Origin of the sequence: Nocardia albiluteola (assembly GCF_018860155.1) — a bacterium.
In the GTDB taxonomy this organism is placed as follows: domain Bacteria; phylum Actinomycetota; class Actinomycetes; order Mycobacteriales; family Mycobacteriaceae; genus Nocardia; species Nocardia albiluteola.
Genome location: NZ_JAHKNI010000005.1, coordinates 302,536 through 316,535, shown reverse-complemented (window position 1 = coordinate 316,535; position 14,000 = coordinate 302,536). Strand labels below are relative to the sequence as shown.

Annotated in this window: 10 protein-coding genes; 3 read left to right on the top strand and 7 right to left on the bottom strand. The window is 70.7% G+C overall.

Translation table 11 applies throughout. From position 1 onward, the window contains the following. Together KO481_RS17340 and KO481_RS17335 are read right to left on the bottom strand one after the other, a co-directional pair. Entirely contained in the window at positions 1-447 is a 447-nt protein-coding gene (locus tag KO481_RS17340; protein WP_308166652.1) for a hypothetical protein, read from the bottom strand. Further along, the gene (locus tag KO481_RS17335; RefSeq protein ID WP_215918191.1) at positions 444-602 is read right to left on the bottom strand and encodes a hypothetical protein; all 159 of its coding nucleotides are present in this window, start codon (positions 600-602) and stop codon (positions 444-446) included. Before KO481_RS17335 ends, KO481_RS17340 begins: the two co-directional genes overlap by 4 nt. 162 nt (positions 603-764) lie before the next feature. On the opposite strand from KO481_RS17335, the gene KO481_RS17330 reads away from it, so the two are divergent. Next, on the top strand, positions 765-3,611 hold the full coding sequence (locus KO481_RS17330; RefSeq protein ID WP_215918190.1) for an AfsR/SARP family transcriptional regulator: 2,847 nt from the start codon (positions 765-767) through the stop codon (positions 3,609-3,611). Here the strand turns inward: KO481_RS17330 and KO481_RS17325 are convergent. Further along, complete coding sequence (locus KO481_RS17325; RefSeq protein ID WP_215918189.1) at positions 3,580-3,981, bottom strand: hypothetical protein; 402 nt, start codon at positions 3,979-3,981, stop codon at positions 3,580-3,582. The two genes, KO481_RS17330 and KO481_RS17325, sit on opposite strands and share 32 nt — an antisense overlap. Before the next feature lie 7 nt (positions 3,982-3,988). Beyond that, positions 3,989-4,234: a hypothetical protein gene (locus KO481_RS17320; protein ID WP_215918188.1), complete on the bottom strand. Its 246-nt coding sequence runs from the start codon at positions 4,232-4,234 to the stop codon at positions 3,989-3,991. 283 nt (positions 4,235-4,517) lie between these two features. Here KO481_RS17320 and KO481_RS17315 point away from each other — a divergent pair, with 283 nt between their 5' ends. Both KO481_RS17315 and KO481_RS17310 read left to right on the top strand, forming a co-directional pair. Next, on the top strand, positions 4,518-6,236 hold the full coding sequence (locus tag KO481_RS17315; RefSeq protein WP_215918187.1) for an AfsR/SARP family transcriptional regulator: 1,719 nt from the start codon (positions 4,518-4,520) through the stop codon (positions 6,234-6,236). A 30-nt stretch (positions 6,237-6,266) separates the two neighbouring features. Continuing rightward, positions 6,267-8,051, top strand: coding sequence for an AfsR/SARP family transcriptional regulator (locus KO481_RS17310; RefSeq protein WP_215918186.1), 1,785 nt, complete (start codon positions 6,267-6,269; stop codon positions 8,049-8,051). Here KO481_RS17310 and KO481_RS17305 read toward each other — a convergent pair. The 3 genes from KO481_RS17305 to KO481_RS17295 form a co-directional block, all read right to left on the bottom strand. After that, entirely contained in the window at positions 8,018-10,906 is a 2,889-nt protein-coding gene (locus KO481_RS17305; RefSeq protein ID WP_215918185.1) for an AfsR/SARP family transcriptional regulator, read from the bottom strand. The genes KO481_RS17310 and KO481_RS17305 overlap by 34 nt on opposite strands. 345 nt (positions 10,907-11,251) lie before the next feature. Further along, a complete protein-coding gene (mshB, locus tag KO481_RS17300; protein ID WP_215918184.1) occupies positions 11,252-12,190 on the bottom strand; it encodes an N-acetyl-1-D-myo-inositol-2-amino-2-deoxy-alpha-D-glucopyranoside deacetylase in 939 nt (312 codons plus the stop codon). Further along, positions 12,190-13,989: an ABC transporter family substrate-binding protein gene (locus KO481_RS17295; protein WP_215918430.1), complete on the bottom strand. Its 1,800-nt coding sequence runs from the start codon at positions 13,987-13,989 to the stop codon at positions 12,190-12,192. The genes mshB and KO481_RS17295 overlap by 1 nt, the downstream gene beginning before the upstream one ends. Positions 13,990-14,000: the final 11 nt, after the last annotated feature.

The following is a 14,000-nucleotide window of genomic DNA, read 5'->3' as shown; positions in this document are numbered from 1 at the left end:
TCAGCTCTTGCTGTACTTGCGCGCCGCCTCCCGGGCGGGCAGCACAAACGCGCGCCGGAACAACACCCACCCGGCGGGAACGACGCCGCACGCCAGGAACAACGGAGTGGTCCAGCTGTCGGTGAGGATCACGTCCCCGCCCGGACCGGTGGACAGGCAGACGACGAACCCGATCAGCCAGGCCACCACCGGCAGCGCCATCGCCGCGGGCCGGGAGACGACGGTGGCCATGCCCAGTACCAGCAGCACATTGCCCACGGCCGCGAAGGCCGCGCTGATCGGAAAGGGCGTCGAGCCGAGATAGGCCGGCAGGTACAGCACCTCGACGGCGAAACTCAGCAGGCCCTCGAAGGCCAGCACGCCCGCCAGCAGCCCGCCGACCAGCGCCCACCCGGGCGGGCGGGCCTCGGGCCGCGATCCGGTGCGATCGACCACGGGTGCGGTCACGGAACCGGCGGGAAGCCGAGCAGGGTCAGCAGGTGACTCTGCATGTCCACGAACGCGTAGAGCACCGACAGGTAGATGTCGTGCTGCGCCTGGAAGTTCGGCTTCTGACTCTGGACGAACGCCGCGATCGCGTCCTGCAGACTCCAGTTGTACATGCGTGTCCCATGGTTGGAGGGCTGTCGCCCGGCTCGTCGTGCTGCCCATCACGCGTGCGCCTCGGCAGTGCTCATAACCCTAGCCTGCGAACGCCCCGGTGACAGCGCTACGCATGTTAGCGTCAACACCGCGAATGAGCAGTGAGCCTGCGGGGAGGGATTGTGCGGATCAGGCTGTCGGCGCTCGGTCCGCTCCAGATCGAACTGAACGGCTCGGCGGCGCCGCCGTTGCGGGGCCGGGAACAGGCGACGCTGGCAATGCTCGCCTTCGCCCCGGGCCACACACTGTCCACCTCCGACCTGATCGACGGCGTGTGGGGCGAGCAGCGGCCCGCGTCGGCGCTCGCGGCGCTGCGCAATTATGTGTCGGCACTGCGCAAAGCACTCGGCCCGGCCGCGTCGGCGCTCGAATCCAGTGCGGGCCACTACCGCCTGCGCCCCGATACCCCGATCGAGATCGATACCGACCTGGTGGGCCGGTTGCTCGCCGAGGCGAACGACGTCCGGCGAATCGGCGACCCCGAGAAGGCGTCCGGGTTGGTCCACTCCGCGCTGGCACGCTGGCGCGGTGAGCCACTGGCCGGACTGCCCGGCCCCTGGGCAGCCGCGGAGCGCAGCCGTTTACGGCGGCTGCGGCAGACCCTGCGGGAGTTGGCGGTCACGCTGATGATCGACTGCGGCGACTACGACGGCGCGATCACCGAGCTAGAGGCCATGATCGCCGCACACCCACTCGATGAACCGCTCCGGGCGCTGATGATGACCGCACTCGAGCGCAGCGACCGGCGTACCGCCGCGCTCGAGGTGTACCGGCAGATCAGCACGCTGCTCGCCGACGAACTGGGCCTGGATCCGGGACCGGAATTGGTTGCGGCCCATACGCGTCTGCGCGCCGACCCGACGCCGGCGCCGGCGCGAACGGCCCGGGACCGAGTGCCGCTACCCGCCCAGTTGCCGCCGGCCAATGCCGATTTCACCGGCCGCACCGCCCTGATGGACAAGCTGACCGGCGAGATGGCCGGTTCCTCGGCGACGGCGATCACCGCCATCGCGGGCATGGGCGGGATCGGCAAGACCACCCTCGCCGTGCGCGTCGCCCACCACATCAAGGATCGGTTCCCCGACGGCCAGCTGTTCGTCGACCTGCGCGGCGCCGACCCCGATCCGAGTGATCCGACAGTCGTCCTCGGCGAGTTTCTCCGGGCCCTGGGTGTTCCCGAAAGCGATGTGCCCAGCGGACTTTCCGCGCGTTCGGCGCTGTATCGTTCGGTACTCAGCGACCGCCGCGTGCTGGTGCTGCTCGACAACGCTCACGACAGCCGGCAGGTCGCTCCCCTGCTGCCCGGCACGGCCGGCTGCGCCACGGTGATCACCGCGCGCCGCGCGATCACAACGTCCGCCGGCGAGGCCGCCACGGCGCTGGGCCTACTCTCCCCGGACGAAGCCGTGGACATGTTCACCCGCATCGTCGGTACCGAGCGCGCCGCCGCCGCACCCGAGGCGGTCGTCCGGATCGTCGAACTGTGCGGTCGGCTGCCCCTCGCGATCCGCACCGTCGCCGGCCGCATCGCGGCCCGGCCCCACTGGGACCTCACGTCCGAGGCCGACCGACTGGCGTCCGACCGAGCGGACCTGAGCAACTTCCAGTCCCCCGATATTTCCCTGGACCAGGCATTCCGGTCCGGGTACGAACAGCTGGACGACGAACACGCCCGCGCCTTCCGGATGCTCGCCCACGCCGAGGTCCCGGAGCTTTCGCTGCCGGTCATCGCCGCGGTCCTGGACCGGGACGAGGACGAGGCCGAACGGCTCTGCGAGGATCTCGTCGATTGCGGCCTGCTGGAGACCGGTGGCCGCGGTCGCTACCACTACCACGACCTGATGCGGATCTTCGCCCGCGACCGCCGCGGCGACGACGCCGACACAGATGTGCTCGCATTGCTGCTCGACTTCTATCTGGCGAGCATGAAAAACCTGCTGGCCGTGCGCAATCCGGGTGGCATCGTCCCGGCCCACCCGACCGGGTCGACCGGCGTGGCGTTCGCGGACATTCCCGCGACCGAACGCTTCCTCGACGCCGAGCGCCGGAATCTGGTGGCCCTCTACCGCCTCGCCGCACGCGGCATGCCGGCACACCAGTTGCTGGCGGCCGACCTCGCCTGGGGCGCGGCCCATTCGCTGGCCGCCTCCGACGTCACCGTCGATGTCGAGGCGGCACTGCGGGAATTCATAGCTGCCGCCGAGGGGACGGCGCCCGCGGCCTGCCGCCGGGCGAAGGTCACGCTCGGGCTGATTCTCGTGGCCGAACTCGGGCAGCCCGACCGCGGCCGGATTCTGCTGCGCGAGGCGATGGACGGCCTGGACCCGCACGAGAACGTCCGGCTGACCGCTACCGTGTACACCCTCTACGGGCAGGCCTCGCTGTACGAGGAGCAGTACGACCGCGCGGCCCGCGAATTCCGCACGGCCCTGGACTGGTGTCACGAATTCTCCAGCGCCTCACTGACCACGATCATTCACGCGCTGCTGAGCACCGCTTACGCCGAATCGGCCCGCGACACCGAGGCGTTGGCCGCCGCCGCGGCCGCCACCGATTCGCGCTACGGGAATTCCGCACTGCGGCAGGTTGTCTGGGCCCGGTCCGAGGCGGCATGGATCCGGTGCCGCGGCGGGGACGACGTCGGCGGCCTCGCCGACTTCGCCGCGGTGCTGTCGATCGCACAGGCCAGCGGCGTGCCGCGCTACATCGCGGTCGCCAACCGCCGCATGGCCGAGGCACACCTGCTCGCGAACCGCCCGGGCGACGCGCTCGACTGTGCCGACGCGGCCATCACCGCCTGCGGCAACGGCCGCGCCAGATACATTCACGCCCGGGCGCTGGCCGCGCGCCGCGAGGCGCTGATCCGGCTCGGCCGAATCGCCGAGGCCGACGAGTGCCTGCGTAGCGCACAGGCACTCGTCCCCGGCCTGGTTCCGGCTACGACTGGATCTGGAAACCACAGGACTTGAAGACGGTGTCCTCATGGTTGGACAGCGTCTGGTCCTTCATCGCATCCGACATATCGGCCGCGTTCTCGGCGCTCGCCGGCTTGTCCAGATCGCTCGCCAACTGATTCACCGCGGACGCGAACGCCGGGTCCGAGGCGCCGTTTCCGGCCGCCTTCAGCTTGTCGCGATAATTCTGCAACGCGGTCTTGGCGGTATCGAAATCCAGATCGGACCTGTTGAACTGATCCATCATGGCCTTGTCCGCCGTCTGGATGTCCGAGCACACCGAGGTCTTGTTCCATGCCTGTTTGGCCGCCGAGCACGCCGACGAACCGAACAACCCGATCGCGACCAGCAATCCGAAGGCGACCGCACGGTGGGAAGAAGTCATCTCGGGATCACCCCTCGTTGGTCAGATAGAGATCGTAGGTGCCATCGGGCTTCGGACGGCACACGTAGTGGGTCCAGCTCGGGTGCGCCGGCAGGTTGGCTCCCTCGGCGTTGCATCCCTGCTGGGAGCCGTAGTTCCCGACGTACTGCTCGTCGACTGCGCTGAAGACCGGAGCGGCCGCGGCGGTGGAGGCTCCGAGGATCACCGCACCGGCCGTCAGGACGAACGCGGCGGCAACACGCGGTACGCGCATGATGTTCTCGCTTTCTCTGGGAGTGCCGACTATCGGCACCACCGCTAAGCTACGGCGCAGATCTCCTCGAAACAATGTCGACATCTCGACATTTCCGCTGGTCGGAGCGCCCACAGATGGGCGCATGATGCGGAATTGATGCCCGGGGCGCGAATCGACGACCGAGCGGTTGCCGAATTAGCGAACGCTTATCGGAAAATTATCGCGTTCTGATGAGCTGCCGGAGAAATCGGGAGGCCGCCGCCGGCTAATGGGGCGCGAGTTTTTTGTGAAGAGGTTTGCCATGCTGTCTGTGTCCGTGCTCGGAACCGTCGAGATCCGGGCCGGGGAGATCGAGATCGACCCGCTGCCGCCGAAACAACAGGCCGTGCTCGCGATGCTGGCCGCCGAACACGGCCGCACAGTGTCGGTCACCGAACTGCTGGACGGCATCTGGGGTCCGGAGCGACCGCCCTCGGCCCTGGGCGCATTGCGCAACTACGTCTGGTCCATTCGCCGATTGCTCGGCGGCACGGTGCTGCAGTCGTGCGGCGGCGGCTATCGCATCGACCCGTCCCTGCCCGTCGACCTCGACGTCCGCGTCATGGAACGACTGCGCGCGGAGTCCGAGACCGCTTACCACGCAGGCGATCTGGACACCGCCGACGCGGCGCTGCGACAGGCGGGGGACCGCTGGCGCGGCGATCCGCTCACCGGCGTGCCCGGGCCGTGGGCCGAGGCCGAACGCGCCCGGCTGCGCGCCATCCGGCGGGCCATGCGCCTGACCGCGATCTCGGTCGATCTCGACCGGGGCCGCATCGATCACGCCGTCGCCGAGCTGGAAACGCTGGTCGCGCTGGATCCGCACAGCGAGCACTCGCGCAGCCTGCTGATGACCGCGCTGCACCGCGCGGGCCGCCGGGTGGACGCCCTGCGGGTGTTCCACGACACCCGGCGGCAGTTCATCGAACTGGGCCTCGAGCCGAGCCAGGCGCTGACCGACCTGCACCAGCGCATATTGACCGACACCGTGCCCGATCCCGCGGCGGCCGCGCAGGCCCGCCCACCCGCTCAATTGCCACCGGACACAGCGGATTTCACCGGCCGCGAGACGCTCGTCGGGCAGCTGTGCGCGATGACGACCGACCGGCCCGCGGGCGCGACCCCGGTGGCCGCGCTCTACGGAATGGGCGGAATCGGCAAGACCACACTGGCCCTGCACGTGGCACACCGTGTGCGACAACACTTTCCCGACGGTCAGCTGTTCGCCGATCTGCGCGACACCACCCCGCAGGCGGCGCTGGCTCACTTCCTGCGCGCACTGGGCGTGCCCGAGCCCGAGGTGCCCGCCGACACTGCGGCCCGGGCGGCGCTGTTCCGCTCGGTGCTGTCCGGTCGGCGGGTCCTGGTCGTGCTCGACAATGCCGCCGATGCCGATCAGTGCGCCCCGCTGCTGCCGGGCAACGCGGACTGCGCGGTGATCATCACCGGTCGGCGGCCGATGACCACACTGCCTGGTGCGCAGTCGTTTCGGCTGGACCTGTTCGAACCGGACGAGGCGGTGGCGCTGTTCGGCCGGATCGTGGGTCCCGAGCGCGTCGCGCGCGAGACCACAGCGGTCCAACGGATCGTCGAGCTGTGCGGCCTGCTGCCGCTTGCCATTCGAATCGTCGCCGGGCGGATTGCCACCCGGCCGCGGTGGTCCCTCGGCGCCGAGGCGGAGCGCATGACGGCCGAACGCCACCGCCTCGACCACTTCCGCACCACGGAGATGGCGCTGGACCAGACCTTCCGGCGCAGTCTCGACTGCCTCAGCCTCGAACAGATCCGCGCGTTCCGGCTGCTCGCCGACACCGACGACAACTACCTCTCGCCCACGGCCGCGGCGGCGGTGCTCGACCGGCCCCGCTTTCATGTCGAACGACTGTGTGAGGAACTGGTCGACTTCGGTTTGCTCGAATCCACCGGCCACATCCGCTACGGCTACCACGACCTGGTGCGGGTATTCGCCCGGACCTGCTGACCCCGCCGGCGCCGGTAAAGTGGACCGGTTATGTTGCGCGTGTCGTTGCTGGGTCCGACCCGGATATGGGCGGGGCCACAGGAGATTTCCGGTCTGCCGCCCAAACCGGCTGCGGTGCTGGCGATCCTGGCTGCCCGGCACGGACGGATCGTGACGATCGTGGACCTGCTGGCCGCCGTCTGGGGCGAGGATCGGCCCGCATCCGCCGTGTCGGCGCTGCGCAACTACGTCTCGGCGCTGCGCCGGCTGGCGGCGGGCGAGGTGACGATCGAGTCGGTGGCCGAGGGCTATCGGTTGTCCGGCGGCATCGATCTCGATATCGACCGATTCACCGAGGCGCACGCCGAGGCCGCGGCGTTGTGCGCGGGCCCGCACCGGGGGGACGCCGACCGTGTCGCCCGCACGGCGCTGGACCTGTGGCGCGGCGCCCCGCTCGAGGGCGTGCCGGGCGGGTGGGCCGCGACCGAGCGCGTCAGGTTGCGCGAGATCCACCTCGCGCTGCAGTCGATCGCCCTGGAGGTCGAGCTGGAGCGAGGCGATCCGCTGCGCGCGATAGTCGAACTGGGCCCCCTGGTCCAGGACAATCCGCACGACGAGCGGTTACCCGCGCTGCTGATGACGGCCCTGCATCGCGCGGGTCGCCGCGCCGAGGCGCTCGAGTTGTACCGGGAGGTCCACCGCGGGCTGACCGACGAGTTCGGGGTGGAGCCGGGCCCCGGCCTGACCGCGGTGCATCGAAGCATCCTGGCCGACGATCCGGCGCCCGAGCTCCCGGCCGCGGCGCAACTCCCCGCCGACGACGGCGATTTCACGGGCCGCACAGCGGTTCTGACCGCGATCATCGACAACATCGACCGCGCGACCGGCACGGTGGTCGAGACCATCACCGGCATGGGCGGCGTGGGCAAGACCATGGTCGCGATCCGGATCGGGCACCTGCTGGCGGACCGATTCCCGGACGGCCGGCTCTTCGCGGATCTGCACGGTTCCGGCGGCATGCGGCCGCGGGCCGCCGCGGCGGTGCTCGGCGAATTCCTTCGGGCACTGGGCGTTCCGGACGCGCAGATCCCGGACGGTCAGGAAGAACGGACCGCGCTGTACCGATCGGTGCTCAGTGGACGCCGCGTGCTGATCATCCTCGACAATGCCCTGGACGCCGGCCAGGTGTCGCCGCTGTTGCCCGGCGCCGCCGGATGCGCGACGATCCTCACCGCCCGGCGGCCGATCGACACGTGCGCGGGTGGTCGCGTGCACCACCTGCCGATGTTCGACGACGCGGAGGCCACCGAGCTGGTTCGGCGCGTCGTCGGCCCGGCCAGGGTCCAGGCGGAGCCGGGGGCGTGCGCGAATCTCGTTGCGCGCTGCGGACATCTGCCCCTGGCAATTCATATCGCCGCCACCCGCATCGCCGCCCGGCCCACCCGGACCCTCTCCGCGCAGGTCGCCGAGCTGACCGGACGCGACGGCCTGGCCCGGCTCCGCGCCGGCGGGCGAGCGGTCGACACGCTGTTCCGGGCGGGCTACGACGAACTGCCCGAACGGGAACGGCGACTGTTCCGGCTGTGCGCACACCTGGAGATTCCGGACATCACCTCGGAGGTCGCCGCCGCGGTGCTGCGGGTGAGCCCCGCCGCGGCGGAGGACCTGTGTGAATCACTGGTCGATTCCGGCATGTTGCAGTCCTGGCAGCGCGGCCGGTTTCGCTACCACGACCTGATGCGCGCCTTCGCCCTGACGCTCGCCCCGGACGAACGGGACGACCTGGACCCCGCCACCCTCGCTCAGGCCTGCTCGGCCAGCACCTCGTCGATATAACCGCTCAGGATCATCGCGATCGGCGCCTCGAGATTCTCATCGACACGCTGCCGGTTGCCGTCCACGCCAGGCAGCAGCGTGTAGATCCGCGCGGCCTCCCGGAACACCTGCTGCGCGGCATCCGCCTTGCCGGCGGCGTTTCGAATAATGCCCAAGAGCACCAACAACTTTCCATAGGGCATCGGACCGGCGGTCTCCGCCTGCAGCCGCGCGGCCACGACGGCCGCCTCCTCCGCAGCCGCCAACCGGCCCGCAAGCAGATGCACCTGCGCGAGCCTGCCCAGCGCCCAGGCCTCGTTGGCCCGGGTGCCGCATTCGCGTGCCAGCGACACCGCGTGCTCGCACAGTTCCAGCGCGCGCTCATGCTCGCCCTGGAACGAGGCGATGGCGGCCCGCTCGTGGTACCCGGTCGCCTCCGTGGCCCGGTGCCCGATGGCGTGGGCGAGCCGGGTGCCCTCCTCGGCGCTGGCCGCGGCGTCGTCGTAGCGGCCGGCGTCGCCCAGCACCTTGGCCGCACTGCAGTGCACATATGCGGATAGGCCCTGGTCGCCGACCTGCTCGGCCAGCCTGCGGGCCAGCTCGAAGTACTCGATCGTGGCCTGGGGCTCGCCGGTGCTGCAGAACGTGGCCACCGATGCGGCGAAGCCCGCGAGCCGGGCATCGTCTCCCCCGCCGTCCAGCACCTGCCGCAACTGCCCGAGCGCCTCGGACACGTGCCCGATCCCGAAGACCAGCACCGCACCCAGGGCGGCACGGATCCGCATTTCCCCGCGCCGATGTCCCACGGCAACGGCGCCATCGAGAAGTGCACGCAACGCCGCGGCCAATTCCTGCGAATACGGCCCGTTGTCGATCAACTCGGCCATGGCCCACGCCAAATCCGCTGCCAGCTCGATCGTTTCGCGCGTCGGCGCGGCGGCGATCTGCCGATAGATGCGGATGATGTTCGGATGCTCGGCATTGAGCCACCGGTGGGCGGCCGTGACGTCCGGCAGTGCCCGGTCGGCGGCATGCGGCCGGGCCACATACTCGCGCAGCCGCGATGTCGGCTGTGCGGCCCGGATCAGCTCGAGCACCGCGGCGAGATAGAAGTCGAGCACCCGCCGGATGGGTTCGACGTCGCCGGCGTCCGCACGCCGGCGGCCGAACAGACGGGTGAGATCGTGCAGCCGGTATCGGCCGGGGTGCCAGCTCTCCAGCAGACTCAAATCGACCAGCGACCGGCACAGCCGTTCCGCCTCGACCGGACCGCATCCCAGGATCGCCGCGGCCGCCGGAATCGACACCTCGCCGACGTCGGGCACCGCCAGCAGGCCGAGCGCGGTGGCCTGAGCGGGATCCAATTGGTCGTAGCTCATCCGGAAGCAGGTATCGATCGCCATCTCACCGGTGCGCAGCTCGGACAGGACGCGCCGCTCGTCCGCGAGCCGATCGACGATGTCGGCCAGCAGCCAGGCCGGCCGCGCGGCGAGCCGAGCGCCGAGGATGCGCAGCGCGAGCGGATGCTGCCCGCTCGCCTCCACCAGCCGGTCGGCCGCGGCCGGCTCGGCGGCGACGCGCCGCTCGCCGACCAGCACGGTGAACAGCTCATGTGCCTCCGCGACCGTCATCATCGCCAGCCTGGTCAGCCGCGCGCCGGGCACATCGACCATCGCCGACCGGCTGGTGATCAGTACGGCGCTGCCGGGGGTGTCCGGCACGAGCGGCGCCACCTGTGCGGCGTCGCGGGCGTTGTCCAGAACCAGCAGTACCCGCCGGCCCGCCAGCCGCCCGCGCAATCGCGCCGCGCGCTGCACCGAGGCGGCGGGAATCTGTCCCTCGACCTCGCCCAGCGCCCGCAGCAGATCGCCCAGCACCTCGGCCGGGTCGGCCGGTAGTGACGAATCGCCCCGCAGGTCGACATAGAGCTGCCCGTCGGTGAAGTGCTCGCGGACCGCGTGGGCGACCCGCACCGCCACGGCACTCTTGCCGATGCCGCCCATGCCGCTGACCACCGCGACGGGTGCACCGGCACCGGGGTCCCCGATCAGATGGCCGGTAATCTCCGCCACCGGGCCGGCCCGTCCCACGAAGCGGCCGATGTCGGCGGGCAGCTGCGCCGGAACGACGGCCTCCCCGGACGCCGAGGCGGGCCCCTGGCCGCGCAGGATGCCGGCGTGTAACGCGCGGAGTCGTTCGCCGGGCTCGAGCCCCAGTTCGTCGACCAGCAGCCGCCTGGTCGCGGCGTATGCCTCCAACCCCTCGGCGCGGCGCCCGGCCCGATGCAGCGCCTCGATATGCAGCACCCGGAACCGCTCCCGGTGCGGATACTCCGCGACCAACTCGGACAGCTCGGGCAGGATCTCCAGGTGCCGGCCCAGCGCCATGTCCGCCGCCAGCCGTTTCTCCAGGACCGCCAGCCGCAGCTCGATGAACCGCCCGCGCTGGCCGGCCGCGAACGGACCGGGCACCCCGGACAGCGGCGTACCGGTCCACAACCGCAGCGCCGCAGACAATTCGCGCCGAGCCGCCTCCGGATCGCGGGCGTGTGCCTCCGCGGCGGCGAGGTGCTCGTAGGCGAGCTCCACATCCACCGCGCCGAGCGGCGCACGCAGCCGGTAGCCGCCTGCGGTGCTGGTCAGCAGTTCGGCCGGACCCACGCGGCGCAGCAGCGCGACGTGGTTGCGCAGCGCACCCACGGCCGAAGCGGTCGGCTCGTCACCCCACACCGCATCCACCAGCTGCTCCACCGTCGCGGTTCGTCCGGCATGCAGCAGCAGCGCGGCCAGCACCGCCCGCCGTTGCGGCGGGCCGAGCTCCAGCTCGGCGTCCGCGGACCGCGCGCGCAACTCACCCAGCACCGTGAATCTCAGCATCCGCGCAGCGTAACCGGCGCAATTCGCCCGTGACGCAGCGCACTTTCGAGAAGCGAGCGGACCCCGCCGACGGAATGCCCCGGCCTGGCACACGACACCGCCGCAGCCGGTGTGGCGCCGGAATGGGAAGGGCCCCAGGCGCCGACACCGATCACGACCATCGCCGCGGCGAATGCGGCGGCACGGTGAGATCGGCGCAATCTAATCTTTCTCGCCGAGTACATACCTCGCCACGTTAGATTCCCCGGCTCACGACGAGATCAAGATCGCATCAGGTCCGCCGCCGTGCTGGAGCCCCGGCGACGACGATGCCCGCCGCCGTAGCCTGCCGAAAGCTCGCGGCGCTCAGCGGGTTACGAGGTCGCCGGGAACCACCAGTCCCGAGAACAGGTCGTGCTCGCGCCCGTCCGGCCCCCGCACCCCCGGCACGCCGCGCACCAGGATGTAGTGCTCCTCGGGCAGGATCGGCTGGGCGATATCGTTCGACAGGGCGAATTCCCGGCCCGAGGGCGCCACGCTCACCTGGGTCGCGTGGGCGCGCAGCGCGGCCCGCTTGGCGGCGAGCACATCGGAGACATCCACCGTGGCGGTGACCGATTCGCTGGGCACGCAGGCCAATTCGCCCTCGGCGGGCAGTTGCCAGCCCGCGGGCAGCGCGCCGGGCAACCGGTCGACGGTGCGCCGGGCCAGGGCCTCGGTGTGCAGGCGAAGCACGGTGGCGTCGGTGACGGTCCAGTACAGTTTCGGTACGTCCCAGCCGATCTCGGCCGCGCGATCCACCGCATCCATCGTGATCCGGTGTGCCCGAAGGTGATCCGGATGTCCGTAACCGCCGTGCGGGTCGTAGCAGATCACCACGGCGGGTCGAACCTCGAGCAGGATCTCCACCAGCGCGTCGACCGCGGCGTCGCCGGATTTCACGAAGGCGCGCGGATGCAGCGCGTCGACCTCCTGCGGCGCGGCGGTGGTGCCCGCCATCCCGGAGTCGCGCCAGCGTCCCGCACCGCCCAGGAATCGCGGCGGACCCGCGCCCAATTCGGCCAGCGCCCTGGACAATTCGCCGATCCGGTAGCCGCCGAGCTGATCGGCCGCGGAGCTGACCAGCGCGGCCCATTCATCGCCGATGACCTCCCCCTCCTCGCCGAGGGTGCAGGTCACCACAGTCACCGGAATGCCGCGGCGGCGGTAGTGCGCGATGGTGCCGCCGGTCGTGATGCTCTCGTCGTCCGGATGGGCATGAACCAGCAGCAGCCCACCGCTGTGTCCTCCGCGTCGCTCGCTCACTACGACAACCGCCGCCAGTTCGCCGCGCCGCCGAAGATCCCCACCTGAATCGCGCCGGTCAACGAGACGCCGTCCATGTGCGGTCCGGCCGCGGCGACCCCGTTGTCCTGCACGATCGGCAGCACGGTGGCCAGGTCCCACAGCCTCGGTTCGGCATCGCCGATCGCCTTGGGCACGTCCGCGCCGCGCAGCGCCGCATCGATCTGGGCCTGCAGTGCCGGATCACAGACCCCGGCAACGTTGCTGGGCGCCTTGCGGATCGCCTCGCTCTGGGTGGTGTCGATCTGCCCGGGCGGCGTCACCGGCGGGCAGCCGTAGCGCGAGGCCAGCACGGTGGCCGGATCCCCGCCCGACTGCTCCCAGCCGACGATCGCGTCGACCGTGCCGTCCAGCAGATCCTTGCCGTAGAGCTCCTCGGCGGGCAGGTTGGTGACGGTGGCATCGATTCCGGCGCTGCGCAATTGGTCGGCCGCGGTATTGGCGACGGCGAGGGTCGTGGTGTCCTTGTCGACCGCGCCGATGTGGATGGTCAGTGTCTTGCCGTTCTTCGCGAGCTGGCGCGGCTGCGGCGCCGGGGAGGTCGTGGAATTGCTCGGCGGGGTCTCCGGTGCCCGCGCAAAACCCGCCTCGGCCAGCAACCCGAACGCCTGGTCGGGCGTCATCCGCGCCGGCTCGGTCGGTACGTATCCGGGATCGGACGGCGAAAGCACCTGTGCGCGAGCGGGATCCACCCAGCCGCCGGTCTGCGCGCCGACCGAGGCCAGCAGGTTCGGATCCAGCAGCGCCAGCACCGCGCGGCGGACCCGCACATCGCTCAGATCCCCGGAGCGGCCGTTGAGCGCCAGCTGCATCACCCGCGCCTGCGGCGCGATCCCCGTGCGCACCGACGGCACCGCGGCGAGCTGGGCCTGCGTCGCCGCGCTGCCGTGCACCAGCGCCATCTGCGCGTCGCCGGCCCGAAGCGACTCGGCGGCCTCGGCGGTGGTACCGCCGCGCCGCAACAGGATCTGATCCGGCACCGCCGGTGTGCCCCAATAGCGGTCGTTGCGCTCGAGCAGGATCTCCTGGCGTCCGGCGTCGGCCTGCTTGACCCGGAACTGCCCCCCGGAGATCGGATTCTGGTCGATCAGGCCGCGGTCCAAGGTCAGTGCCCGCTCGAATCCACCGGGCGCATCCTTGAGCAGATGCGAGGGCAGCAGATCGGTGAACAGCGACCGCCACGCCGGGTACGGGCCGTTCATCGTGACCGTCACCGTCTTGCCGCCCTGCGAGGAGCCGACATCGGTGATCATCCGATAGCCTGCCGGGTCCACCACCCCGGGATCGATCGTCATCTGCTGCCACAGGTAGCGGAAGTCCTCCGCGGCGATCGGCGCACCGTCCGACCACGAGGCCTGATCCTGGATCTTGTAGGTGATCGTGAACGGCTCCTGCGCGGTGACATCGGCCGACACCATCAGCGCCTTGTCCGGCACCCAGTCGGTGGCCCCGGGCACCGCCGTCGAGGGCACCGGCCGGAAGGGGCTCGGAAACACCATCGAGGCAACGGCATTCGTGGCCGGCGACTGGTTCGACCGCAGGTGCGGATTGAAGCCGATGCCGATGTCGTCCACCGCCACCACCACCGTGCTCTTGGTCGGCGTGGCGGGCAGAGTCTTGGGACTGTCGGTGCTCTCGATCGGCGGCGGCGGATTCGCCGTGCAACCGGACAGCAGAGACACCGACGTCGCCAGCATCAACACCAGCGCACGCAGCAGCACCGTGGTGCGCCGCGTCGCGCGCGTTCTAGCCCCCGACATCACGACGGGCA